We start from the raw sequence: 24,948 nt of genomic DNA on the forward strand, positions 1-24,948 counted from the left end.
AGGCGCGGGCGCGGCCAGCTCATTTGCAGTCGCACTTGTCCTGGGCCGGCCGGATTTCGGTGGTCTGGTGAAAGGTGTTCTTCCAGCCGTCCGCTTCATGCACCCAGACCCGCACATACCGGCCGCGAAACGGCTTCGCGCCCGCGCCTGCCTGCTGGCTGCGGAACACACCCGCGACGACGGCCGCTTCGCCGCCCTTGAGCAGCTGGATCTCGGTCGATTCGTTTTCATACGTCAGGAAGCGGAAGTCGCCCCGTTCGAGGGCAGTCAGCAGCTCGGTCTTGCTGCGTACCCGGCCGCGGCTTTCGACATGGCGGTAGTAGCGGTCCATCAAATTCTGCAGCGCGGGGATATCCTGCCGGACGATCGCGCTGGCGCGTTGCCGCTCGAGCAGCAGCAGGCTGGCGCGGACCTCGCTTTCCGCCGTGGCGCTGCGCTCATGTTGCGCTTGCGCTGCGTGGGCGCTGCCCGTCAGCAGCGCGCTGGACAGGAAGAGTGCGCTGTAAGTACGTCGTGATTTCATGGCGGCGCTTTCCTCAGGTTGTCCGTGCATGATGATAGCAACACTAGAACCACGGAGCCTTCCGCAGCGCGCGCCAGTCCATCAGCACGGCGAGGACGCCGATACCGACAAGCGCCAATGCGGCGGCAGCCGGCAGCCAGTCGAACAGCCTCGCACTTCCCGATGTGCCCAGGGCTCGCTCGAGCGTGTGAGCCGACATCGTTGCAAGAACGGCGTCGACTCCGAAAGCCAGCATCACTGCGCCGCGCGAACCCTCCTGCGCGAGCGAAGCGGTCACCGCGAAAATCGCGCCCGGCACCAGGAACAGCAGACCGGTGATGCCGATACCGAACAGCGCCACCGCGCCGAAGGCCAGGAAAGCCAGGGCGAAGATGGCCTGGACGGCAGCGAGTATCCGCATGGCGTGCTCCTGACGGATCGGTTCAGCGTGCCGGCAGAAACGCCTTCACTTCCGCCTGGAAGCGCTGCGGCTGGTCCCACATGATGAAGTGTGCGCTGTCCGGAATTCGCTTCAGGGTCAGGTTCGTGACCGGCGCATACGCGCTCCTGTAGACGGCATCGAACTGCTCCGCCGGCAGCGGCACGCTCTTCGGCTGGACGTACAGGACCGTCACCGGGACGCTGATCTTCTGCAGCTCGGGAATCAGGTTGGTGACGATCAGCTCGCGGAAGGCGCGGCTGCCGACATCGGGGTCGCTCCGCATCGAATCGTCGAGCGCGCCGGGACGCATCGCTTCGGTGTTGACCATGCTCACGATGGTCTCGCTGGCGCGCGTGCTGCGCTGCTCCGGGGTGGCGGCGCGCATGCCGGCGGCGATACCGTCGGCGACCGCCTCCACCTTGGCCGGGGTGGCGCCCGGGCCGGCGAAGAAGGTGCCGAGGAAGGGATACATGTCGACCACCATCAGGCGCGACAGTGCGTCCGGATGGCGGCTCGCCAGCATCATGCCGATGGTGCCGCCCATCGAATGGCCGATGACGGCGGGCTGCTTCAGGTGCGACTCCCGGATGTAGCGGACGATTTCGTCCGCGACGGGCGCGGCCACGGTTCCCTCCTTGTTGCCGCCGGCCGGCTGGCCGGCGAAGCCCGCAACCTGCACCAGGTGGTAGCGGTAGCCCGGCAGCGCCGCCACGGTCGAGGCCCAGGCGCGCGGCGAGGAATTCAGGCCGGGGATCAGCACCACGTCCGGTCCCGCACCCTCGGTGCGCACCGTGATCCGGTCCGACGCGAAGGGCGCGGCGAGCACGCTCGTCAAGGGGAGGGCGGCCAGTACCGCCACCGTGGCCGCCATCCATGTGCGGCGCGCGTTCAACCTGAAATTCATCCAGCCTCCTCGGGTAATTGAATCTTCCGGCAGTAGTGTAATGGATTAATGTTGATGAAAATACACAAAATCTCACCAGCTGCCTCAGCGCCCCAGGATGGAGAATTTTCGGCATCGCCCCGGTTTGTCGTCAATACACGGCGCTATACTCTATTTGTCTTTACAACCACAACCAGGAGACAGCCATGAAAGCGATTCACCCCGTACTCGCAGCGCTGGGCACTGTACTCGTGTTCTCGACCGGCAGCGCGCTCGCGCAAACCGGCATGAAAAAGGCCGACGGCGTGCTGGCCGACGCCAAGGGCATGACGGTCTACACCTTCGACAAGGACACCGCCGGCTCCGGCAAGAGTGCCTGCAACGAAGGCTGCGCGAAGATGTGGCCGCCGGTGCCGGTGACCGGAGAACGCGTCGCCTCGCCCTATTCGACGGTGACGCGCGAAGACGGCACGAAGCAGCTGGCCTACAAGGGCAAGCCTTTGTATCTGTTCGCGAAGGACACCAAGCCGGGCGAGCGCAAGGGCGACAAGATGAAGGATATGTGGCACGTGGTAGCCGACTGAAGACCCCTCCAGGGCCTGGCGCGGTCAGCGCAGCCAGGCCTTGAGCACGTCGCTGCCCTGCTCCATCCCGAACGCCAGGCGCGCCTGGGCGTGCGCCGTACATTGTTCGAGCGTGCCGTTGCCCTGGCTGGCGGCCTGCGCGGCAATCGCCTTGCTGGCGATGCCGAAGGCGGTGATGGCCTGGTCCCAGCTCAGGCCGGAGGCCAGCGCCTCCTCGACCACGTGGGCGGCGAGGGCGCCGAGTTTGTCGATCAGGGCGTCGTCGGTTCCTGGTCTTAACATGGGGTCTGCACTCCTTCCGGCAAATCAAAAGCGGCCACGCGATCGCGTCATCGGCCTGATGCTGGAATAGTACAAATAATACGACGGCGCCTGGCGCACGGCCCGGCACGGTAGCGCCCTCGCTAATTCGTTTCAACCAGGCTCGCGCATCGGTGCGGCTTGCATTGCGCCTCCAGGGCGATTGCCCGAACCTGGATGGCGTGCCTTTTCGATCAATCAGGAGCGCAGGATGAATAAATGGTTGCTGGCCGGTTTTTTGTCGATATTCTCGCTTCAGGGCCTGGCGCAATCCGCGCCCGGCGAACAATTCTCCCGCGTCGGCAGCAATACCCTCGCCTGGGAATGCCGCGGTGCGGGCGACAAGACCGTATTGCTGATCGCCGGCATGGGCCTCGATGCGCATGCCACCTACAAGAACACCTTCCGCAATTTTTCTGCACCCGGCTACCAGATCTGCCTGTATGACCGGGCCGGCGTCGGGAAAAGCACCGCGCAAGGCGGGGTGCGCCCCCTGAACGTCCTGGCGGACGAGCTCGATGGCCTGATCAGGGAACGCCACTGGCACGACCTCGTCCTGGTCGCGCATTCCTTCGGCGGCCTGGTCGCGCGCGCTTATGCGCAGGCCCATCCGGAACAGGTCAGGGGCATCGTCTTTGTCGACAGCGTGCACGAGTCCTGGTATCCGGGATTGAAGAAGGCGCTGTCGCCGGACGGCTGGCGCATCATGGAAATGATCATCAACTGGGAAAAGGACAAGAATTCCCACGAAGATTTCGCCGAGGCCGTGCAGTCCATGAGCACCCGCGGCACCCCGCTCGCCATGCCGGTGACGGTCCTCAGCCGTGGGTTGCCGCACACGACGATCCGCCAGGCGAAAATGCGTTACGAGGACGTCGACGCCTTCAACAGCACCTGGGACACCTCGCAATTCGAGCTCGCCAAAATCTCCGGCAATGCACGGCATGTGCGCATGCGCTACGCGGCGCACCTGTTCGACGAACAGGATCCCTGGCTGGTGATCGACGAGATCGGGTTAATGCTGAAACGGGCCGAAAGCCCCGCGCCATGAGCGGCATGAAAATCGGGATCCAGACCTGGGGCAGCCACGGCGATATTCGTCCTTTACTGGCATTGGCGGAAGGATTGCGGGCGGCCGGCAACGAAGTACATCTGGTGATTACCAGCGTCGACAGCGGTGCGTATCACGGCCTGGAGTCGACACCGGGCCTGCGCATCAGCGTGGTCGCGTCGCCCGTCCTCGTTCCCGAGCAGGAAGAGCAAATCGGCCGCATCGCCTACGGCATCCGCAATCCCCTGAAACAGATGGCGACCATCCTGCGCATGTGCTTTGCACCGGTCGAAGACCTGATGTTCGAAGCGGCGCAGCGCCTGTGCGCCGAGTCCGACCTGGTGATCGGCCATTATTTCATGCATCCCTTGCAGGTTGCCGCCGAAAAGGCCGGCCGGCCTTATGTCAGCGTCCTGTTGTCGCACGCGGCCATTCCCAGCGACTTCAACCATCCTTTAGGTAAAGCCGCGCTCGGGAAAACAGCGCACCGCCTGTTGTGGCGGCTGATGCGCCGCCTGCTCAACGGCGTGCTGCTGCACTATCCAAACCGGCTGCGCGCCCAGGTCGGCCTGCCCCCGGCGCGCGACATCGTGACCGAGGTCTGGCTGTCGCAACACCTGACATTGGCCGCCGTCAGCCCCCGGCTCTGCCGCAGGCAGCCCGACTGGCCGGCCTCGCTGCAGGTGTGCGGTTTCCTCGATATGCCCGGCCTCGCGATCGACGGCGCCATTCCCGCCGCGCTGACCGCCTTCCTCGACGCGGGCGATGCGCCGGTCTACATGAGCTTCGGCAGCTGGATGCCGAAGGATATCGCCGGGCAGACGCGGGCCCTGCAGCTGCTGACGCAGGCGGCCCGGCGCGCCGGCTGCCGCGCCATCATCCAGAGCCACGCCGCCGGCGCTTGCGGCTTTGCCTCGACCCGCGACATCCTGTACATCGCGACGGCGCCGCACCAGGCGATCTTCCCGCGCTGCCGCGCCGTGGTGCATCACGGCGGCGCCGGCACGACGCAAGCGGTGACGCTGGCCGGAAAACCGTCCGTCATCGTCGCCAACATCAGCGAACAGGAACACTGGGGCGGCGAACTGCGCCACCTGGGCATCGCCGCCAAGTTGGCCAAACGGCGCAGCGTGAGCGCCGCGGGACTCGCGAAACGCATCAGGCAGGTACTCGACGCGCCGGAGATGACGGCGAAGGCTGAAGCGATCGGCGCCGCGATGCGGGAAGAAAACGGCGTTGCCGAGGCGGTCGAACAGATCATGCGGCGGTTTCACGGCCGTGCCGCGGCTGCTGGCGAGTCCCTTCAGCCTGAAGCGCTCTGAAACGCCCCCGCATTACCAGCGGCGATACAGCCCGACCGACAGCCCGCGTTCGCGTGCATCATTGGCGCCGCGCGAGAAGCTGGCGCCCACCTTGCTGCCCCAGTTGTCCGACCAGTAGCGCACCCAGGTGACGCTGCCGCCGCCGGAGCGGGCGCGCCCGCCAGAGAGAGACAGGGGATCGTCGCTGCGCCCGCTGTTGGCGGTCGCTTCCAGGTAGCTGTCGGCGTCGCCGGCATAGTAGTAGCGCGCCAGCAGGCGCTGGCCATTGCTGTGCGAGCCTTGCGAGACGATGTTCTGGTGGCGCAGCTGGACATACCAGTTGCCGGCATATTTGCCCAGGCCGACGCCGTAGATGTTGACGCGCGCGTCGAAGCCGAGCACGTCGTCGGCGACGGAAGCCTCCCAGCCCTGGCCGAGCGACTGGTAGACCTCGACCCGGCCGGAATTGGCCGGGAACAGGCGCGCGGCGGGCGAACGCTGGTAGCGGATGTTGGCATACGCCCCGGTCCAGAGGTCGGCATAGGCATCGAGCGCCCAGGCGTGGCCGGTCTGGTCGAAGCGCTGCGCGCGCAGGGTCTCGAAGCCGATCGAGCCGCCCTTCATGTAGTGGCGCACGCTCGCGGTCTGGTCGTTCCAGCGCGGGCCGCTGCCCACATCGGTCCAGCTGCCGGACAGGCTGGCGGCCCAGGTGTAGCCGGCGGCCAGCACCGCTTCCGGATTGCCGGCGCGGGTTTGCGGCGCCGGGCGCGGTTCCAGTGCCGCGAGGGCCGCATCGATTTCGGCGCCGTTCGCGCCCAGCGCGCGCGCCTTCTCGAGGTCGAGGCGGGCTGCGTCGGGGCGGCCCTGCCCCCTGTGCAGGTTGGCGAGCGCGAGCCAGACGTCGGCGTAAGCGGGAGAAGCCTTCGCCGCCGCTTCGAGATCAAGCTGGGCTTCGCTCCAGCGTTCCATGCGCGTGTAGACGATGCCGCGTCCGAGCAGCACGTCGACATTGCCGGGCGACTGAGCCAGCAGCGCGTTGTAGGCGGCCAGGGCAAGCGCCGGCTGGCCGGCATTCGCGAGGCTGCGCGCTTTCTCGTACTGTTCGTCGAAGGAGGCCGGGCTGGCGGTTTGTACCTGGGCGGTCGGGGGTAGCTGGAAGTCGATGGGCATGGAAACGGAGTAAAGGGCCGGGCAGCATGGTGCCATGGCGCAACTTTGCCCCAGCAAGGGGGAGGCGTCAAGGAGAGCGAGCCGCGATCGGCAAAGGTGTCGCGTGCTGGCTTCAAAGCGTGACCAAGGTGATCAGGGATTTTGTTGGACTGCCACGCTGCCCGCGAATGGGGCAAAAAAAAGCCGCCCGGCAATGCGGGCGGCCTGTTACTGCGGGTACGGCAGGTAAAAACAGTTCAGAAGGTTTCCCACTCATCCGCGCTGACGCGTGCCGGCGCTTTCGCCGACGCTTTTACCGGGGCTGGCCTGGTGACGCGCAGGGCAGGCGCCGGGCGGGGCAGGGCGCGGGCCGGGGAGGCTGCGGCTGCCGGAGCGGCCAGCGCAGGACCGTTCAGCTTGAACACGCCCACGACTTGCGCCAGTTGCGCAGCCTGGTCCTGCATCGAGCCGGCGGCGGCGGCGGCTTCCTCGACCAGCGCGGCGTTCTGCTGGGTGACCTGGTCCATCTGGCCGATGGCCTGGTTCACCTGCTCGATGCCGCCGGTCTGTTCCTGGCTGGCGTGGGTGATCTCGGCCATGATGTCGGTGACGCGGCGGATCGACGAGACGACTTGTTCCATCGTGGCGCCGGCCTGGTCGACCAGCTTGGCGCCGACGTCGACCTTGTCGACCGAATCGCCGATCAGGACCTTGATTTCCTTCGCCGCCGCTGCCGAGCGCTGGGCCAGGTTACGCACTTCGGAAGCGACGACCGCGAAGCCGCGGCCCTGCTCGCCGGCACGCGCCGCCTCGACGGCCGCGTTCAGCGCCAGGATGTTGGTCTGGAAGGCGATGCCGTCGATGACGCCGATGATGTCGACGATCTTGCGCGAGGATTCGTTGATCGAGCCCATGGTCGTGATGACCTGGCCGACCACCGCGCCGCCTTGCGCCGCGACTTCCGAGGCGGCGATCGACAGCTGGTTGGCCTGGCGGGCGTTGTCGGCGTTCTGGCGCACGGTGGTGGTCAGTTCTTCCATTGAGGCGGCGGTTTCTTCGAGTGCGCCTGCCTGCTGTTCGGTACGGGCCGAGAGGTCCAGGTTGCCGGCCGAGATTTCGGCCGAGCCGGTGGCGATGGTATCGGTACCGTTGCGTACCTGGGTGACGATCTTCACCAGGCTGTCGTTCATGTGGCGCAGGGCGCGCAGCAGGGCGCCGGTTTCGTCCTTGGTATCGGTATCGATGGTGCGGGTCAGGTCGCCGCCGGCCACGGTTTCGGCCAGTTCCACCGCGGCGCGGATCGGACGGGTGATGCCGGTGGTGAGCAGCCAGGACAGGATCGCGCCGAGCAGCACGGCGCCGGCGGTCAGCACGGCGATGATGGTGGTGCTGCGGGTGGCGGTGGCGTCGATCGCCTTGGCGGTGGCGTCGATGCTGGAACGCTGCATGACGACCAGCTCCTGCAGCAGTTCCTGGTACAGCTTGGAGGCGGGGGTGAACTTCTCGTCGAGCAGGCGCGCCGCTTCTTCTTCGTTGCCGGCGGCCTTGGCCTTGACGGCGCCGTCGCGCGAGGCGCTGTAGAGTTTGCGCTGTTCGAGGATCTTCGCGAACAGCGCTTTTTCGGCTTCGCCTTCGATCAGCGGCTCGATCTCCTTGAGCAGCTCGGCGGCCTTCTTGACCGAGGCGGCCGAGTCTTCCTTGAAATAGGGGCCGAGGGCCGGGTCGGTGCTCTTGACGATGGCGGCGGTGCGGCGGATCGATGCGAAGTTCAGGCTGTACCAGTCGGTGATCGCACGCTCCTTGGTCAGCGGCGCGGCCATCATGGCGCGGGTGGAGTCGGCCACTTCGTTCAGGCGCCAGACGCCGGCAACAGCGATCAGCACCGTCATGGCGAGGATCAGCGCAAAGCCGATTCCCAGGCGCTTGCCGATCTTGATATTCGAGATGAAGCCCATTACAGCATTCCTTGTCGTAGGTAGTAGAAACGTGGCGGTCGCGCGACACTGGCAGCCACGAAATAGCATAATCAAATGCTTGGAGGAGGCGGATTCTACGATTGTTTCCGTAGGGAACGCCATAAAAAAAGTGATGTAGGGAAATTTTTACGACACTTTTTACTGCCACTATTGCCACGTTAATTGTCAAATATTGCTTTGAGGAACTGATTTTGTTACGCTGCTGAACCTTTGAAACCTGAAATAGATTTCGTTCTGCCCGCGCCCCGGTGGCGCTCCCATCCCCCGAGACCATGAAACCATCTTCCCGCCTCCTGAAACACCTCCTGCTGGCCGGCGCGACCGCCGCCGGTGCCGCCCACGCTGCCCTGCCGCCGGAATTCACGGCCCAGCTGGACAAGGATTACCCGACCATCGAAGCGCTGTACCAGGATCTGCACCGCAATCCCGAGCTGGCCTTCAACGAAGTCCAGACGGCGAAGAAGCTGGCCGAGCGCGTGAAAGCGCTGGGCTTCGAGGTGACCACCGGCGTCGGCGGCACCGGCATCGTCGCGATCCTGAAGAACGGTCCCGGCCCGATCGCCATGCTGCGTACGGAACTCGATGCGCTGCCGGTGCAGGAAAAGACAGGCTTCGCGTTTGCCAGCACCGTCACCACCAGGAACGCGGCCGGCGAGACCGTGCCGGTCATGCACGCCTGCGGCCACGACGTCCACATGTCGGCCTGGTATGCCACCGCCAAGCTGATGGCGGAAAACCGCAAGGCCTGGAGCGGCACCCTGATGCTGGTCGGCCAGCCGGCCGAAGAGCCGCTGAAGGGTTCCGAGGCGATGCTCAAGGACGGCCTGTTCAAGCGCTTCCCGAAGCCTGACTACGCGATCTCGATGCACGACGAGGGCACGCTGCCGGCGGGCCAGGTCGGCTGGCATGCCGCCCACTTCCGCGCCTCGGCCGACACGGTCACGATCACCATCCATGGCCAGGGCGGCCACGGCGCCACGCCGCAGGAAACGCGTGACCCGGTCGTCATGTCGGCCCGCATCGTGATGGCGCTGCAGACCCTGATTTCGCGCGAGAACAACCCGGCCGACCCGGTCGTCATCACCGTCGGCAGCATCCACGGCGGCACCCAGGCCAACATCGTGCCGGACCAGGTCAAGCTGCAGCTGACGGTCCGCACCTTCAAGCCGGAAGTGCGCCAGCGCGTACTGGCCAGCATCGTGCGTGAAGTCGAGGGCGAAGCGCAAGCCGCGGGCGCGCCGAAGAAGCCGCAGATCGACATCGTGCCCGGCGCCGACTCGGTCTACAACGATCCGGAGCTGACCGCACGCGCCGTCAGCGCGGTGACGGGCGCGCTCGGCGCCCAGAACGTGGTCGAAATGCCGGCCAAGATGACCTCGGAAGATTTTGCCAACTACGGCCAGGCCGGCGTGAAAGCCGTGCTGCTGCACGTGGGCGCGGTCGAACCGGGCAAGCTGGCGGCCGCGCGCAAGGCGGGCAAGTACCCGCCGGGCACCCATTCGCCGCAGTGGGCGCCGGAGTTCAAGCCGACCGTGCGTTCCTTCATTCAGGCGGAGACGGCGATTCTGCTGGACCTGCTCAAGCCGGGGCAGAACAAGTAAGCTCGACAGGCAGGAACGAGAACGCCGGCTCGATGCCGGCGTTTTTGTTTGTGCGATGCGTTTCGGTGTGTTCGCCCTTGTAGGGTGGGCTCTCGAGCCCACGCGGTACACGTTTGCATGCCTGCGGCGTCCAAAAAAAACCGCCGGCATGCGGGCGGCTTTCTCGGTTTCGCTATTGAAGGGCGATCAAAACGTTTCCCACTCGTCCGCCATCGCGGTGGCACGCGCCGAGGGCTTGACGGCTGCTGCAACCGGCGCCTTCGCCGTACGTGCAAGCTGCTTCGGACGCACCGCGATCGCACGTGCCGCCGCCGGTGCCGCCACTGCCTGCGCATCGAGCTTGAACACGCCCACCACCTGTGCCAGCTTGGCTGCCTGCTCCTGCATGGCGCCCGCTGCCGCGGCCGATTCCTCGACCAGGGCCGCATTCTGCTGGGTCGCTTCATCCATCTGGCCGATGGCGATATTCACCTGCTCGATACCGCCGGTCTGCTCCTGGGTCGCATGCGTGATCTCGGCCATGATGTCGGTGACGCGGCGGATCGATTCGACCACCTGCTCCATCGTGGCGCCGGCCTGGTCGACCAGCCTGGCGCCGGCGTCGACCTTCTCGACCGAGTCGCCGATCAGGCCCTTGATCTCTTTTGCCGCCGCGGCCGAACGCTGGGCCAGGGTGCGCACCTCGGAGGCGACGACCGCGAAGCCGCGGCCCTGTTCGCCGGCACGTGCCGCTTCGACTGCCGCGTTCAGCGCCAGGATGTTGGTCTGGAAGGCGATGCCGTCGATGACGCCGATGATGTCGACGATCTTGCGCGAGGACTCGTTGATCGAACCCATGGTGGTAATCACCTGGCCGACCACGGAGCCGCCTTCGACGGCCACGTTCGAGGCGGTAATCGCCAGCTGGTTGGCCTGGCGTGCGTTGTCCGCGTTCTGGCGCACGGTGCCCGTGATCTGCTCCATCGACGCTGCCGTTTCTTCGAGCGAGGCCGCCTGCTGTTCGGTGCGCGAGGACAGGTCCATGTTGCCGGCGGCGATTTCGCTGGAGGCGCCGCTGATGGTGTCGGTGCCGCCGCGTACTTCGGTGACGATTTTCACCAGGCTGTCGTTCATGTGGCGCAGGGCGCGCAGCAGGGCGCCGGTTTCGTCTTTCGAGGTGGCGTCGATGCGGCGCGTCAGGTCGCCGCTGGCGACCGTCTCGGCCAGTTCCACGGCTTCGCGGATCGGACGCACGATGCCGCGCGTGAGCATCCAGGAGCACAGCGCTCCGAGCGCCACCGCAACCGCGGCCAGGATGCCGATCATGCGTGCGCTGGCGTTATTGTCGGCTTTGATGCCGGCGGCGATGGCGTCGATGCGGTCCTGCTGCATCTTGACCAGCTCGGCCAGCGTGCCCTCGTAGACATCGGCGGCCGGCATGTATTCTTCGGTCAGGATGCGGGCGGCGCCGTCGGGATCGCCGTCGGTGCGTGCCTTGACCGCCTTGTCCTTGGCCTTGGTATAGGCCTTGCGCAGTTCGCCAATGCGGTCGAACAGGGCGCGCTCTTCCTTGCCTTCCAGGAGCGGTTCAATTTCCTTGATCAGCGCCGACGAACGGCCCGAGGTCTTGGCGCCGTCGGCCTTGAAGAACTCGGCCAGGCTGGTGTCGTTGCTTTTGACAATGGCGGCGGTACGGCGCACCGCGGCGAAGGTCTGGGTATGCCACTCGCTCAACAGGCGCTCCTTGGCCAGGGGCGCCGCCATCATGGCGCTGGTGGCATCGGCAATCGTATTCAGTCGCCAGATGCCGGCCACGGCAATCACGATGGTCAATGCAAGCACCAGCGTGAAGACGGCACCGAGGCGTTTTCCGATATTCATATTAGTAAATGTATTCATCTTAAAACCTTCGGTTATGCTTAATTCGAAGATTGTACATTTCTATATGGTAATTTTTTGATTGATACGGAAACTACGTATTCTCAAAAGCAACACTTGCCCAATGCAGGCGCAAAAAGAAACCGCCCGGGATGCGGGCGGTTTTGTCGGTCAAGTCAGGCAAGCAGCGGGTCAGAATTCTTCCCACTCGTCGGCCGTCGCGGTTGCACGCGCCGCCGGCTTGGCTGCCACCTTGACCGGCGCTTTCGCTGCACGCGCCGCCGGTTTCGCACGCACCGCGATCGCACGCGCCGGCGCCGGGGTGGACGCCGCCCGTGCAGCCGGTGCCACGATCGCCGCCTGCGCATCGAGCTTGAACACGCCCACCACCTGTGCCAGCTTGGCTGCCTGCTCCTGCATGGCGCCCGCTGCCGCGGCCGATTCCTCGACCAGGGCCGCATTCTGCTGGGTCGCTTCATCCATCTGGCCGATGGCGATATTCACCTGCTCGATACCGCCGGTCTGCTCCTGGGTCGCATGCGTGATCTCGGCCATGATGTCGGTGACGCGGCGGATCGATTCGACCACCTGCTCCATCGTGGCGCCGGCCTGGTCGACCAGCCTGGCGCCGGCGTCGACCTTCTCGACCGAGTCGCCGATCAGGCCCTTGATCTCTTTTGCCGCCGCGGCCGAACGCTGGGCCAGGGTGCGCACCTCGGAGGCGACGACTGCAAAGCCGCGGCCCTGTTCGCCGGCACGTGCCGCCTCGACGGCAGCGTTCAGCGCCAGGATGTTGGTCTGGAAGGCGATGCCGTCGATGACGCCGATGATGTCGACGATCTTGCGCGAGGACTCGTTGATCGAACCCATGGTGGTAATCACCTGGCCGACCACGGAGCCGCCTTCGACGGCCACGTTCGAGGCGGTAATCGCCAGCTGGTTGGCCTGGCGTGCGTTGTCCGCGTTCTGGCGCACGGTGCCCGTGATCTGCTCCATCGACGCTGCCGTTTCTTCGAGCGAGGCCGCCTGCTGTTCGGTGCGCGAGGACAGGTCCATGTTGCCGGCGGCGATTTCGCTGGAGGCGCCGCTGATGGTGTCGGTGCCGCCGCGTACTTCGGTGACGATTTTCACCAGGCTGTCGTTCATGTGGCGCAGGGCGCGCAGCAGGGCGCCGGTTTCGTCTTTCGAGGTGGCGTCGATGCGGCGCGTCAGGTCGCCGCTGGCGACCGTCTCGGCCAGTTCCACCGCTTCGCGGATCGGACGCACGATGCCGCGCGTGAGCATCCAGGAAAAGAGGGCGCCGAGCAGCACCGAGAACGCGGCCAGCAGGCCGATCACGGTTTCGCTGCTGTCGGCGCGCTCGCCGATGGCGCCTGCGGCCGCGGCGATGTTGGCAGCCTGCATGGCGACCAGTTGCTGCATCGATTCCTGGTAGGCCTTCGCGGTCGGGGTGAAGCGTTCGTCGAGGATGCGGGCAGCCAGGGCCTCGTCGCCGGCGGCCTTGGCCTTGACGGCTTCGTCGCGTGCGCTCGAATACGCCTTGCGCTGCTCGGTAATCTTGTCGAACAGGGCTTTTTCTTCGCCGGCCGTGATCAGGGGTTCGATCTGCTTGACCAGCTCGGCCGAGCGCTTGCCGGTCTGGGCCGCGTCTTCCTTGAAATAAGGACCGAGCGCGGCATCGCTGCTCTTGACGATGGCGGCCGTGCGGCGCACGGCGGCGTACACCTGCATGTACCACTCGGTGATCATGCGTTCCTTGGCCAGCGGTTCGGCCAGTACCTGGGCTGTGCTGGCCGCGCCGCTGTTGACGCGCGCGATGCCGACCGCGGCAATCAGGACGGCCATGGCCAGGGTCAGCGCGAAGCCGATCGCGAGGCGCTTGCCGATGTTGAGGTTATTGAAAAAGCCCATGACGCTCCTGCCTGTACAAATGAGAGAACGAGGAATGTAACCTTGACGTACGGCAATTGCAATTGCATGTGGGATATATATCGAAGCCGCCCCTCGTTCATGCCAGGCTGTGTTGTCTTTACGAAACAAATGGCGTACCCAAAATGCGCCACGGGGCGTCGAAACGGCCGCGCCAGCCCGGCAGCGGGCTTGTCATGACAATGTTTGCGCCTGTTTAAGGTATAATTTCTATTTCCCGCGCGTGCCATTCGGCACCTTCAGCACAATGACCAAATTTGTATTCGTCACTGGCGGCGTCGTGTCTTCCCTGGGCAAAGGGATTGCGGCCGCTTCCCTTGCCGCGATCCTCGAATCGCGTGGCCTCAAAGTCACGATGCTCAAGCTCGATCCCTACATTAACGTGGATCCGGGCACGATGAGCCCGATGCAGCACGGCGAAGTCTTCGTCACCGACGACGGCGCCGAGACCGACCTCGACCTCGGCCACTACGAGCGTTTCATCAGCACCCGGATGAAGAAGGTGAACAACTTCACCACCGGCCAGATCTATGAATCGGTGATCCGCAAGGAACGCCGTGGCGAGTACCTCGGCAAGACCGTGCAGGTGATTCCGCACATCACCAACGAAATCCAGGACTACATCCGCCGCGGCGCCGAAGGCGTCGACGTCGCGCTGGTCGAAATCGGCGGCACCGTCGGCGACATCGAGTCGCTGCCCTTCCTCGAAGCCGCACGCCAGCTGTCGCTGCGCGCCGGCCGCAAGTCGACCGCCTTCGTGCACCTGACGCTCGTCCCGTACATCGCATCGGCCGGCGAACTGAAAACCAAGCCGACCCAGCACAGCGTGCAGAAGCTGCGCGAGATCGGCATTTCGCCGAACGCGCTGCTGTGCCGTGCCGACCGCCGCATCCCCGACGACGAGCGCGCGAAGATTTCGCTGTTCGCCAACGTCGAAGAGCAGGCCGTGATCTCGGTCTGGGACGTCGACACCATTTACAAGGTGCCGCAGGTGCTGCACGACCAGGGCCTGGACGACATCATCCTCGAGGCGCTCGGCATCGAGGCGCCGCCGGCCGACCTGTCGATGTGGACCAAACTGATCTACACGCTGGAAAACCCGAAGCGCGAAGTCACCATCGGCATGGTCGGCAAGTATGTCGACCTGACCGAATCGTACAAGTCGCTGACCGAAGCGCTGCGCCACGCCGGTATCCACACCGAAAGCCGCGTCAACATCGAATACCTCGACTCGGAAGAAATCGAGACGACCGGTTGCGAGCAGCTGGGCAAGTACGACGCCATCCTGGTTCCGGGCGGCTTCGGCAAGCGCGGCGTGGAAGGCAAGATCATGGCCGCGCGCTATGCCCGCGAAAACAAGATCCCTTACCTCGGCATCTGCCTGGGCATGCAGGTCGCGCTGATCGAATACGCGCGCCACATGGCCGGCCTGCCGAATGCGAACTCCACCGAATTCGATCTCGAGACCGACCAGCCGGTCGTCGCCCTGATCAACGAGTGGCAGAACCACGACGGTAAAGTCGAGCAGCGCGACGAGAACTCGGACCTGGGCGGCACCATGCGCCTGGGCGCCCAGACCTGCGCGGTGAACCCGGGCACGCTGGCCGCCGAGATCTACGGCAGCGTCGTCACCGAGCGTCACCGCCACCGCTACGAAGCCAACAACTTCTACCTGCCGAAGGTCGAAGCGGCCGGCCTCGTCGTCGCGGCGCGCACCCCGAACGAAGACCTGTGCGAAATCATGGAACTCCCGCGCACCGGTCCGAACGCGCACCCGTGGTACATGGGCGTGCAGTTCCACCCTGAATTCAAGTCGACCCCGCGCAGCGGCCACCCGCTGTTCACGTCGTTCATCCAGGCGGCATTGGCACACCAGTCGGCGAACACCGCCACTGCGGCCAACGCCCCATCCGCTTTGCAAGGAGACGCAGCATGAAGCTTTGCGGCTTTGAAGTAGGCCAGGACCATCCGATCTTCCTGATCGCCGGTACCTGCGTGATCGAATCGCGCCAGATGGCGATGGACACCGCCGGCACGCTGAAGGAAATCACCTCGGCACTCGGCATCCCGTTCATCTATAAATCGTCCTTCGACAAGGCGAACCGTTCGTCGGGCACCTCGTTCCGCGGCCCCGGCCGCGAGAAGGGCCTGGAGATCCTCGCCGACGTCAAGAAGACCATCGGCGTGCCGGTGCTGACCGACGTCCACACCGAGGAAGAGATTCCGGAAGTGTCGAGCGTCGTCGACGTGCTGCAAACCCCGGCCTTCCTGTGCCGCCAGACCGATTTCATCAACGCCTGCGCCCGTTCGGGCCTGCCCGTGAACATCAAGAAGGGCCAGTTCCTGGCCCCGGGCGACATGAAGAACGTGATCGACAAGGCACGCAATGCGGCACGCGCGGCCGGCCTGAACGAAGACAACTTCATGGCCTGCGAACGCGGCGCCTCCTTCGGCTACAACAACCTGGTCTCCGACATGCGTTCGCTCGCCATCATGCGCGAATCGAACTGCCCGGTGGTGTTCGATGCGACCCACTCGGTGCAGCTGCCGGGCGGGCAGGGCACGTCCTCGGGCGGCCAGCGCGAACACATCCCGGTGCTGTCGCGCGCGGCAGTCGCAGCGGGCATCGCGGGCCTGTTCATGGAAACCCACCCGGACCCTGCGAATGCCCTGTCCGACGGCCCGAACGCGGTGCCGCTGGCCCGCATGAAGGAGCTGCTGACGACCCTGGTCGACATCGACCGCGTGGTCAAGCGAGCTGGCTTCCTCGAGAACAGCTTCAAGATCTGATGTAATTCATTTGCTACGAGTCGAGGCGCCTGATAGGCGCCTCGACTTTCATGTGCGAGACGATTTTCTTTTTTGGAGTGTAAAAACCATGAGTGCTATCGTTGATATTATCGGCCGCGAGATCATTGACTCGCGCGGCAATCCGACCGTCGAATGCGACGTCCTGCTCGAATCCGGCGTGATGGGCCGTGCGGCCGTGCCGTCGGGCGCGTCGACCGGTTCGCGCGAAGCGATCGAACTGCGCGACGGCGACCCGAAGCGTTATTTCGGCAAGGGCGTGCTGCAGGCCTGCGAGAACATCAACACCGAGATCAGCGAAGCCATCATGGGCCTGGACGCCAACGAACAGGCCTTCCTCGACCGCACCCTGATCGACCTGGACGGTACCGAGAACAAGAGCCGCCTGGGCGCCAACGCGATGCTGGCCGTGTCGATGGCCGTGGCCAAGGCCGCCGCTGAAGAAGCGGGCCTGCCGCTGTACCGCTACTTCGGCGGTTCGGGCGCGATGCAGATGCCGGTGCCGATGATGAACGTCATCAACGGCGGCGCACACGCCGACAATAACCTGGACATCCAGGAATTCATGATCATCCCGGTCGGCGCGCCAAGCTTCAAGGAAGCGATCCGCTACGGCGCGGAAGTCTTCCACACGCTCAAAAAAATCCTGCACGCGAAGGGCCTGTCGACCGCGGTCGGCGACGAAGGCGGTTTCGCGCCTTCGGTCTCGAGCCACGAAGAAGCGATCAAGCTGATCATGCAGGCGATCGAGCAGGCAGGCTATGAAGCCGGCACCCAGATCGCCATCGGCCTCGATTGCGCCGCCAGCGAGTTCTACAAGGACGGCAAGTACCACCTGGAAGGCGAAGGCCTGCAGCTGACCGCGACCGACTTCACCAACATGCTCGCCACCTGGTGCGACAAGTACCCGATCATCTCGATCGAGGACGCGATGCACGAAGGCGACTGGGAAGGCTGGGCCACGCTCACCGCTGCCCTGGGCAAGCGCGTGCAGCTGGTCGGCGACGACCTGTTCGTCACCAATACCAAGATCCTCAAAGAGGGCATCCAGAAGGGCATCGCCAACTCGATCCTCATCAAGATCAACCAGATCGGCACCCTGACCGAGACCTTCGCCGCCATCGAAATGGCCAAGCGCGCCGGCTACACGGCCGTCATCTCGCACCGTTCGGGCGAGACCGAGGACTCGACCATCGCCGATATCGCAGTCGGCCTGAACGCCCTGCAGATCAAGACCGGTTCGATGTCGCGTTCGGACCGCATGGCCAAGTACAACCAGCTGCTGCGTATCGAGGAAGACCTCGGCGACGTCGCCAGCTATCCTGGCCGTGACGCTTTCTATAATCTGAAGTAATCTGTCGTACTCCGCGGGCCGGCCATCGTGGCGCGGCCCGCGTTCCTGATCTGTCTCCATGCGCATCATTACGCTCGTTCTCGCCGCACTGCTCGTGCTGATCCAGTATCCCCTGTGGCTGGGGAAGGGCGGCATGCTGGCCGTCGCCGATATGACCGACCAGGTCACACTGGCGCAAATCCACACCGACAAGCTCAAGGCACGCAACGCCAAGCTCGAATCCGAAGTGCGCGACCTGCGCGAAGGCACCGGCGCCGTCGAGGAACGCGCGCGCCTGGAACTGGGCATGATCAAGCAGAACGAAATCTTCGTGCAGGTGCTGCGCAAGGACGAAAAGCCGACCGAATCGATGACCGTCCCGCCGCCACCGCCGGAGCCGAAGGCGGGCAAGGGCGGACACGATTCCGCCGCGACGCATTGAACCCATGAATACCGATCCTGCAGCGCAACTGGCGACGCTCGAGGCCTTGTCGGCCTTCCTGGCGGCCGCCTTCGAGAGCGGCGATCCGGCCGTCCTCCTCGACGCCTTCGCCGTCGCCGCGCGCGCCGAAGGCACGGCCCACCTTGCCGCTGCCGCCGGCATTCCCCAGGCCGATCTGCGCCATGCTTTCGCCAGCGGCGAAATGAGCATGTCCGTCACCCTGGCGATCATGAAGGTGATCGATTTGCATATGCCGGGCGCGGCGCACTGAAAATTTCGCGGCCGCTCCACTGTGCGTTGAACGCGTGGGCGGGAGACCCGCCCACCCTACGGGTCTCGTCATAGCACCCGTAGGGTGGGCGGCTCGGCCGCCCACGCGTTCAACCTCAGCGGGATCAGCCAGCGGCCCTGCACTGGTCCGATCAGCACCTTGTCGATTCAAGGCCGCAAAGCGCCCGGATTGGCCTAGAATGTTCGCTATCTCTTCACCAACGAGAAGGAAGCCCACCATGAGCCAGCAACACGCCGCAGGACCGTTCGACGTGACCGTCATCCCGCAGGGCCAGCCCGAGGTGCGCGACGGGGTCACGACCGGCCGCATGGCGATCGACAAGCACTACCATGGCGAACTCGAAGGGCAGGGCGTCGGCGAGATGCTGTCGGCGATGACGACCACCGAAGGCTCGGCCGGCTATGTCGCCATCGAGCGCGTGAGCGGCAAGCTGCAGGGACGCAGCGGCAGCTTCGTCGTCCAGCATACCGGCACGATGGCGCGCGGCGCGCAGGCGCTGTCGATCACGGTCGTGCCCGATTCCGGCACCGGCGAACTGGCCGGCATCGCCGGCACCATGCGCATCCGGATCGAGGAGCGCAAGCATTTCTACGAATTCGATTACGTCCTGCCGCAAGCCTGACACGCGTCAGGCGGACCCGTCCGGGCTGTCCGCTTCCACGAAGGCCTTGAGCCGTCCGAGCGCGCGCTCCCACTGGCGGCCGATGGCGTCCAGGCTACGCCGCGCCTCGTCGATACGCTCGGGGGCGAGCTGCCAGCGCCGCTCGCGTCCGCATTTCTGGTCGCGCACCAGGCCGGCCTCGGCCAGTACCTGAAGGTGCTTGGTCACGCCCTGGCGGGTGATGGCCGTACCGGCGCTGAGTTGGGCGATCGACAGCAAGCCGCCGGCACAGAGCAGGGAAACAAGCTGCAGCCGGGTCGGATCGCCCAGCGCCGCGAACACCTCGGCCAGGCCCTTTTGCTCCCTCTCAGCCGGCAACATGGCGCGCGATGTTGATCACCTGCGCATCCCAGCCCGCGCCGTTCATGCGGAAGGCCTCGTCGCGGCGTTGCGGCGGCAGCTTGTCGAAACCGGATTCGACGACGGTAAGCCGGGTGCCGTTCTCCGGACCGTCCTCCAGGGTGAAGCTCACCAGCGTCGGCTCTTCCTGCGTGTAGTCGGCCGCGGGATCGATCGCATACGGGTGCCAGTAAAACGACAGCAATTGCTCCGGCTCGACGCGCTCGACCCGGGCTTCGAAACGCAGGTGCTCATAGCCGGGGTGGGTGATGTACCCGCGCACCGGCCGGCCGGCCACGAAGGCCTCCTCTTCCAGCTTCACGCCGAACCAGCTGCCGAATTCGGCGGCGTCGGCGAGGGCGCGCCAGACGCGCGCGCGCGGCGCCTTGATCACAATGCTGCGTTCGATGCGGTCAGTGGGGCTGGTCGTGTCCATCACGGGTCTCCTGTTGATTTGGGTAGTAATGCAACCGGATGGTTGCATGATTTGATGCGGAGCGCAAGAACATGCGCATCGCATAAAACCTCGGGCGCTCTGTTGCAAGCGAGCAACTTCATGTAACAATTTCCTTTCAGAAACGATATTTGATCGACTTCTCCTTCCACCCCAAGGTATATTTATTTGCGTAAGACCAGTCCTACAGCGGTAATCAATGGCAAGTTTTTATAAGAAATCAAGAAAGAGACGACTGACCCATGAATCACTTTTTCAATAACATGCGTATCGGCACCCGGCTTACCCTTGCGTTCGCACTGATCCTGATACTCGCCACGATTGCCACCGCGTCCGCCCTGTTCGCAGCGCGTGCCGGCGCCCAGGCTACCGAAGAGATGATGGCCGTGCCGCTGACCAAGGAGCGCCTGGTCTCGAGCTGGAACACGATGACATATTCTGCGATCGCCCGCACTTCGCTGATCGCGCGCAGTACCGACACCACCCTGAGCACCGTGTTCGCCAAGACCATTGCCGACAGCGTGACCACCTCCACTGAACTGATCAAGCAGATCGAGCCGCTGCTGACTTCCGAGGAAGAAAAGGCGAAGCTGGCGACGGTCAAGTCGCTGCGCGCCAAATACCAGGCCTTGAAAGTGCAGGTGATGGACGCGAAGAAAGCGGGCGACGCCGCCGCCGCCGAGCGCCTGTACACGGAGGGCTTCGATCCTGCCGCCCAGGCCTATTCGGCCGCGCTGCAGGACCTGCTGGCCTTGCAGCGGCAGACGATCGACCGCATGACGGTCGCGATCCGCGCCGACTTCGAACACCGCGCGCGCCTGTCGCTGCTGCTCAACGGCCTGATGCTGGTACTCGGCGCCCTGGCCGCCGTGGCCATCACGCGCTCGATTACCCGTCCGCTGAAGGATGCCGTGCGGGTCGCCGAAGCCGTCGCCGGCGGCGACCTGAGCGGCGAGTTCGACAGCCGGCGCCGCGATGAAGTCGGCGACCTGATGGGCGCCCTGCACACGATGAACGACGGCCTGGCCAAGGTCGTGTCCGAAGTGCAGCACGGGACCCGCGCGATCGCCGGCGCCTCGACCGAGATCGCCAGCGGCAACCTCGACTTGTCCGCCCGCACCGAGCAGCAGGCGGGCGCGCTCGAGGAAACCGCGTCCTCGATGGAAGAACTGACCTCGACCGTGCGCCAGAACGCCGAGAGCGCCACGCAGGCGAACCGGCTGGCCCAGGATGCCTCGACCGTCGCCGTGCGCGGCGGCCAGATCGTCGGCCAGGTGGTCGACACGATGGGCGCGATCGATACCGCGTCGCGCAAGATCGTCGACATCATCGGCGTCATCGACGGCATCGCCTTCCAGACCAATATCCTGGCGCTGAATGCCGCCGTGGAGGCGGCGCGGGCCGGCGAGCAGGGCCGCGGCTTTGCCGTGGTCGCCAGCGAAGTGCGCAACCTGGCGCAGCGCTCGGCCACCGCCGCCAAGGAAATCAAGGGGCTGATCGGCGACTCAGTCGCCCAGGTCAACACCGGGACGTCGCTGGTGCAACAGGCCGGCGCCACCATCGGCGAGGTCGTGGCCAGCGTGGCCCGCGTGACCGCCATCATGGCCGAGATCACGGCCGCCAGCCGCGAGCAGAGCATCGGCATCGACCAGGTCAACGAAGCGATCCTGCAGATGGACCAGACCACCCAGCAGAACGCGGCCCTGGTCGAAGAAGCCGCCGCGGCGGCGGCCAGCATGCAGGACCAGTCGGCGCACCTGGAACAGCTGGTGTCGCACTTCCGCCTCGCGGCTCAGCCTGCGCAGCAGGGCGCACGGCACTCCGGCACCCAGCCGGCGCCGCGCGGGCGCCAGGCCCTGGCGCACGCCTCCGCCGCAACCGCCTGAGGCAGGGATGGGGGGCAGATTCGACCCCTCATGATTCGAAAATTGAAATATGCATGCCAATTTGCGATTCATTTCGTCAGAATCTGGCTTCAAACGAAGTGAGATTGTTTCGTGATACCGAGCGTGTAGTGCTTTTTTGTCAGCAAGCGCTGCTCTAGACTGGGCTATCCGCGATCCGTTCAGACCGTATCGCGGTATTCCGAGGGAGGGGATGTACGCAAGGCGCGCAGTCCTTCCCGAACGCCTATTCCGCTTCGTAAAGGAACAATCATGCGTCCCATCTCTTTCCTGTTTCCTGCAACCCTGTTCGTGCTGGCCTGTAGCGCTTCGGCCCGGACCATGCCCTATCCACAGCCCGACGCCGAGTCGGGACCGAGCGTGCAGGTGAGCGCCCCCGGTCCGGCCGCCTTCATCACGGAAGACAAGGCCAGCCAGATCAGCGGGTCGTATGCGATGTCGAACGGCTGGCACATGAAAGTGCAGACGTCTTCGCGCTACATCGACGCGCGCATCGACGACCAGAAGCCGATGCGCCTGCGCGCCGTCTCCGGGGACAAATTCGTCTCGCGCGACGGCAGCGTCACCATGCAGTTCAACCAGGGCGAGTACGGGGACGACATGACGATGAGCTATGTGCCGGACCGCCGCCTGGCCCAGGTGGTGGTGATCTCTTCAAGGATGGCACAGCGCTGAGGGCGCACACGACAACGCCAACCGGCGCGGGTTGGCGTTGTCGTTCAATGCGGACGGCAGCCGCTTACTCCGACGACGCATCTCCCTGCATCGATCCCGCACCCTGCTCCAGGAAGGAGCGCAGCATCCACGCGTTCTTCTCATGCACTTCCATGCGGGTGGTCAGCATGTCGGCGGTCGGGAAGTCGTCGAGCTCGTCGGCCACCTTCACGCCTGCGCGCAAGGTGCGGACCAGGATTTCGTTGCCGTCGACCAGCTGGCGGATCATTTCCTTGGCCGACAGCACGTCCGGCTCCTCCTTGATACTCGACAGCTCGGTATAGCGCCGCGAGGTGGCCGGCGCGAAGTGGCCCAGCGCGCGGATGCGCTCGGCGATGTCGTCGAGGGCGTTCCACTGCTCGGTGTACTGCTCCTCGAACATCACGTGCAGGGTCGAGAACATCGGCCCCGTCACGTTCCAGTGGAAGTTGTGCGTTTTCAGGTAGAGCATGAAGGCATCCCCCAGGACGGTCGAGAGCGACTCGACGATCTTGGCGCGGTCTTCGGTGTTGATTCCGGTATCCATATGCATTGCGGTTCTCCTGTGGTGGGGCAGCGTTTGCGGAAACTGCAACACTGCTAACAATGCAACAAGCTTAGCACCGGACGGAGGATCGGTTGACCGGCTGCCCCGTTTCAATCCCGGGACATCGCTCCGTGCGTCACCATCAGATGGCCTGTGTTACGGTCGGGTGCAGGCACACTACTGGAGCGCAGAGGAGACGGCATGGACAGATTTCTGATCGTGTTTCGAGGGGCGACCATCGGGGAAGCGGAAGGGCCGCAGCACGTGCCCGCACGCTGGGATGCCTGGTTCAGCGAGCTGGGTCCGGCCCTGGTCGACCGGGGCGCGCTCAGCCATGGCAGTGTGGAGGTGGCGACCCGGCTGGTCGGCCCCAAGCTGAGCAGCAGCGCCTTGTCCGGCTATTGCATCATCGCGGCCGCTGACTTCGACGCGGCGGTCCGGCTGGCGCAGTCTTCTCCGATTTTCGACGAGAAGGGCTCAGTGGAAATCGCGCACCTGCGAACTTAGGCAGCCAGGCTCGCCAGCACCTCGCGCACCCGTGGCGGAATCGGCACCGATTGATTGCTGCGCCGGTCCACATACACGTGCACGAAATGCCCGGCCGCCGAGGGCAAGGCCTCGTCGTTGCGGAACAGGGCCAGTTCGTAGCGCACGCTCGAATTGCCGAGCTTGGCCACGCGCACGCCGACGTGGATCAGGTCGGGGAAGGAGATCGAACTGAAGTAGGAGCAGCTTGTTTCGACCACGAAGCCGACGATGTCGTCGCTGTGGATGTCGAGAACGCCGCGGTCGATCAGGTAACGATTGACCGCGGTGTCGAAGAAGCTGTAGTAGTTGACGTTGTTGACATGCCCGTAGCTGTCGTTGTCCATCCAGCGCGTCGGTAGCGCGAGCAGGTGGGGGAAGGCGGAGCGGGGCGTGTCGCGCATCGTCAGGGATCCTCTTAGTGCTTGATTTCACCAGGCGGCACCAGGGCGTCGGCCGTGGTGGCAGTAGCGAACAGCTGGGCGCAATCGACCTTGTCGAAGGCGTAGTGCTTGCCGCAGAAATCGCAGTTGATACCGAGCTCGCCCAGGTCGGCCAGGGCCGATTCGACTTCCGGCTGGCCCAGCATTTTCAGCATGTTGCCGACCTTCTCGCGGGTGCAGCTGCAGTGGAACTGCGGGTGCTGCGGATCGAAGACGCGAATCGTCTCTTCCCAGAACAGGCGGTTGAGCAGGGTCTCGATATCGGTGCTCAGCAGTTCTTCCTGCTTCAGCGTGCTGCCCAGTACCACGGCGCGGTTCCAGGTCTCGAGGTCTTCCTCTTCGGTGGCCTGTTTCGTCTGGTCGTCCTTGCCGCTGTGGCGCGGCAGCTTCTGCAGCAGCAGGCCGCGCGAGACCTTGTCGTCGGCCGCCAGCCACAATTTCGTGTCCATCTGTTCCGAGCGCAGCATGTAGTTTTCGATGACGGTCGCGACGCTCTCGCCGTCGAGCGGCACGATGCCCTGGTAGGGCTGCTGGCCCGGCATCTTCTCGAGCGGGTCGAGGGTGATGACGAAACGGCCGCGGCGGTTCACGTTGAGCAGGTCGCTCAAGGTGGCTTCGTCGGCGATGTCCGCGTCCGGCGCCAGCTTGGCCGTGGCGCGGATACGCAGGTCGGCATCGCACTCGACCACCAGCAGGCGCACCGGACCGTCGCCGTGGATCTGCATCACGATCGAGCCGTTGAATTTCAGGTTGGCCGACAGCAGGGCAGCGGCGGCCACCATCTCGCCCAGCATCGAGCGCACGGCTTTCGGGTAGCCGTGGCGCGCCTGGATCTCGCGCCAGGTGTCGGAAATCTCGACCAGCTCGCCGCGCACGGCGGCGTTGTCGAAGATGAATTTCTGCAGGGTGTCCTTGGTGTCCGTTGTCGTCAT

Annotated in this window: 26 protein-coding genes; 13 read left to right on the forward strand and 13 right to left on the reverse strand. The window is 64.9% G+C overall.

Annotated features, from left to right (window positions below; all coding sequences use genetic code 11):
* Window positions 1-19: 19 nt before the first annotated feature.
* From LPB04_RS11815 to LPB04_RS11825, 3 genes are read right to left on the reverse strand one after another with little or no spacing between them, the layout of a single operon-like run.
* Window positions 20-523, reverse strand: a complete 504-nt coding sequence (locus tag LPB04_RS11815; protein ID WP_193684782.1) for a nuclear transport factor 2 family protein — start codon at window positions 521-523, stop codon at window positions 20-22.
* A gap of 43 nt (window positions 524-566) precedes the next feature.
* Window positions 567-923 (reverse strand): hypothetical protein, encoded by a 357-nt coding sequence (locus LPB04_RS11820; protein WP_193684783.1) that lies wholly within the window; start codon window positions 921-923, stop codon window positions 567-569.
* A 22-nt stretch (window positions 924-945) separates the two neighbouring features.
* Entirely contained in the window at window positions 946-1,848 is a 903-nt protein-coding gene (locus LPB04_RS11825) for an alpha/beta fold hydrolase (protein ID WP_193684784.1), read from the reverse strand.
* Window positions 1,849-2,033: 185 nt separating this feature from the next.
* On the opposite strand from LPB04_RS11825, the gene LPB04_RS11830 reads away from it, so the two are divergent.
* Entirely contained in the window at window positions 2,034-2,411 is a 378-nt protein-coding gene (locus LPB04_RS11830) for a COG4315 family predicted lipoprotein (RefSeq protein WP_193684785.1), read from the forward strand.
* Between the two features lie 24 nt (window positions 2,412-2,435).
* Here LPB04_RS11830 and LPB04_RS11835 read toward each other — a convergent pair whose 3' ends face one another.
* Complete coding sequence (locus tag LPB04_RS11835) at window positions 2,436-2,693, reverse strand: hypothetical protein (RefSeq protein WP_193684786.1); 258 nt, start codon at window positions 2,691-2,693, stop codon at window positions 2,436-2,438.
* A gap of 229 nt (window positions 2,694-2,922) precedes the next feature.
* On the opposite strand from LPB04_RS11835, the gene LPB04_RS11840 reads away from it, so the two are divergent.
* Entirely contained in the window at window positions 2,923-3,762 is an 840-nt protein-coding gene (locus LPB04_RS11840; RefSeq protein ID WP_193684787.1) for an alpha/beta fold hydrolase, read from the forward strand.
* Window positions 3,759-5,084: a glycosyltransferase gene (locus tag LPB04_RS11845; protein WP_193684788.1), complete on the forward strand. Its 1,326-nt coding sequence runs from the start codon at window positions 3,759-3,761 to the stop codon at window positions 5,082-5,084. Before LPB04_RS11840 ends, LPB04_RS11845 begins: the two co-directional genes overlap by 4 nt.
* 12 nt (window positions 5,085-5,096) lie before the next feature.
* On the opposite strand, the gene LPB04_RS11850 is transcribed toward LPB04_RS11845, so the two are convergent.
* Both LPB04_RS11850 and LPB04_RS11855 read right to left on the reverse strand, forming a co-directional pair.
* Window positions 5,097-6,233 (reverse strand): YaiO family outer membrane beta-barrel protein, encoded by a 1,137-nt coding sequence (locus LPB04_RS11850; protein ID WP_193684789.1) that lies wholly within the window; start codon window positions 6,231-6,233, stop codon window positions 5,097-5,099.
* Between the two features lie 236 nt (window positions 6,234-6,469).
* Window positions 6,470-8,167, reverse strand: coding sequence for a methyl-accepting chemotaxis protein (locus LPB04_RS11855; RefSeq protein WP_193684790.1), 1,698 nt, complete (start codon window positions 8,165-8,167; stop codon window positions 6,470-6,472).
* Window positions 8,168-8,460: 293 nt separating this feature from the next.
* Between LPB04_RS11855 and LPB04_RS11860 the strand changes: the two genes are divergently transcribed.
* Window positions 8,461-9,789 (forward strand): amidohydrolase, encoded by a 1,329-nt coding sequence (locus LPB04_RS11860; RefSeq protein ID WP_193684791.1) that lies wholly within the window; start codon window positions 8,461-8,463, stop codon window positions 9,787-9,789.
* Between the two features lie 186 nt (window positions 9,790-9,975).
* Here LPB04_RS11860 and LPB04_RS11865 read toward each other — a convergent pair whose 3' ends face one another.
* Both LPB04_RS11865 and LPB04_RS11870 read right to left on the reverse strand, forming a co-directional pair.
* Entirely contained in the window at window positions 9,976-11,667 is a 1,692-nt protein-coding gene (locus tag LPB04_RS11865) for a methyl-accepting chemotaxis protein (RefSeq protein WP_193684792.1), read from the reverse strand.
* 171 nt (window positions 11,668-11,838) lie between these two features.
* The gene (locus LPB04_RS11870) at window positions 11,839-13,557 is read right to left on the reverse strand and encodes a methyl-accepting chemotaxis protein (protein WP_193684793.1); all 1,719 of its coding nucleotides are present in this window, start codon (window positions 13,555-13,557) and stop codon (window positions 11,839-11,841) included.
* 265 nt (window positions 13,558-13,822) lie between these two features.
* Here LPB04_RS11870 and LPB04_RS11875 point away from each other — a divergent pair, with 265 nt between their 5' ends.
* From LPB04_RS11875 to LPB04_RS11900, 6 genes are all read left to right on the forward strand, one after another.
* Window positions 13,823-15,511: a CTP synthase gene (locus LPB04_RS11875; protein ID WP_193684794.1), complete on the forward strand. Its 1,689-nt coding sequence runs from the start codon at window positions 13,823-13,825 to the stop codon at window positions 15,509-15,511.
* Window positions 15,508-16,365 (forward strand): 3-deoxy-8-phosphooctulonate synthase, encoded by an 858-nt coding sequence (gene kdsA / locus LPB04_RS11880; protein WP_193684795.1) that lies wholly within the window; start codon window positions 15,508-15,510, stop codon window positions 16,363-16,365. Before LPB04_RS11875 ends, kdsA begins: the two co-directional genes overlap by 4 nt.
* Before the next feature lie 88 nt (window positions 16,366-16,453).
* A complete protein-coding gene (gene eno, locus LPB04_RS11885) occupies window positions 16,454-17,737 on the forward strand; it encodes a phosphopyruvate hydratase (RefSeq protein WP_193684796.1) in 1,284 nt (427 codons plus the stop codon).
* 58 nt (window positions 17,738-17,795) lie between these two features.
* A complete protein-coding gene (gene ftsB, locus LPB04_RS11890) occupies window positions 17,796-18,158 on the forward strand; it encodes a cell division protein FtsB (RefSeq protein ID WP_193684797.1) in 363 nt (120 codons plus the stop codon).
* A gap of 4 nt (window positions 18,159-18,162) precedes the next feature.
* Window positions 18,163-18,429, forward strand: coding sequence for a helix-turn-helix domain-containing protein (locus LPB04_RS11895; protein ID WP_193684798.1), 267 nt, complete (start codon window positions 18,163-18,165; stop codon window positions 18,427-18,429).
* Between the two features lie 238 nt (window positions 18,430-18,667).
* Window positions 18,668-19,072, forward strand: coding sequence for a DUF3224 domain-containing protein (locus tag LPB04_RS11900; RefSeq protein ID WP_193684799.1), 405 nt, complete (start codon window positions 18,668-18,670; stop codon window positions 19,070-19,072).
* 6 nt (window positions 19,073-19,078) lie between these two features.
* Here the strand turns inward: LPB04_RS11900 and LPB04_RS11905 are convergent, their stop codons facing one another.
* Entirely contained in the window at window positions 19,079-19,432 is a 354-nt protein-coding gene (locus tag LPB04_RS11905) for an ArsR/SmtB family transcription factor (protein ID WP_193684800.1), read from the reverse strand.
* A complete protein-coding gene (locus LPB04_RS11910) occupies window positions 19,419-19,886 on the reverse strand; it encodes an SRPBCC family protein (RefSeq protein WP_193684801.1) in 468 nt (155 codons plus the stop codon). The genes LPB04_RS11905 and LPB04_RS11910 overlap by 14 nt, the downstream gene beginning before the upstream one ends.
* A 260-nt stretch (window positions 19,887-20,146) precedes the next feature.
* Here LPB04_RS11910 and LPB04_RS11915 point away from each other — a divergent pair, with 260 nt between their 5' ends.
* On the forward strand, window positions 20,147-21,790 hold the full coding sequence (locus tag LPB04_RS11915) for a methyl-accepting chemotaxis protein (RefSeq protein ID WP_193684802.1): 1,644 nt from the start codon (window positions 20,147-20,149) through the stop codon (window positions 21,788-21,790).
* Between the two features lie 270 nt (window positions 21,791-22,060).
* Complete coding sequence (locus LPB04_RS11920) at window positions 22,061-22,483, forward strand: hypothetical protein (protein WP_193684803.1); 423 nt, start codon at window positions 22,061-22,063, stop codon at window positions 22,481-22,483.
* Between the two features lie 64 nt (window positions 22,484-22,547).
* On the opposite strand, the gene LPB04_RS11925 is transcribed toward LPB04_RS11920, so the two are convergent.
* Window positions 22,548-23,054 (reverse strand): Dps family protein, encoded by a 507-nt coding sequence (locus LPB04_RS11925; protein WP_193684804.1) that lies wholly within the window; start codon window positions 23,052-23,054, stop codon window positions 22,548-22,550.
* 195 nt (window positions 23,055-23,249) lie between these two features.
* Between LPB04_RS11925 and LPB04_RS11930 the strand changes: the two genes are divergently transcribed.
* Window positions 23,250-23,555: a hypothetical protein gene (locus LPB04_RS11930; protein WP_227496381.1), complete on the forward strand. Its 306-nt coding sequence runs from the start codon at window positions 23,250-23,252 to the stop codon at window positions 23,553-23,555.
* Here the strand turns inward: LPB04_RS11930 and LPB04_RS11935 are convergent.
* Window positions 23,552-23,977 carry an acyl-CoA thioesterase gene (locus LPB04_RS11935; RefSeq protein ID WP_227496382.1) on the reverse strand — a complete coding sequence of 142 codons (426 nt, stop codon included), beginning with the start codon at window positions 23,975-23,977 and terminating at the stop codon, window positions 23,552-23,554. The two genes, LPB04_RS11930 and LPB04_RS11935, sit on opposite strands and share 4 nt — an antisense overlap.
* 14 nt (window positions 23,978-23,991) lie before the next feature.
* Window positions 23,992-24,948 carry an Hsp33 family molecular chaperone HslO gene (gene hslO, locus LPB04_RS11940; protein WP_193684805.1) on the reverse strand — a complete coding sequence of 319 codons (957 nt, stop codon included), beginning with the start codon at window positions 24,946-24,948 and terminating at the stop codon, window positions 23,992-23,994.

It is taken from the genome of Massilia litorea (assembly GCF_015101885.1).
Classification (GTDB): domain Bacteria; phylum Pseudomonadota; class Gammaproteobacteria; order Burkholderiales; family Burkholderiaceae_D; genus Telluria; species Telluria litorea.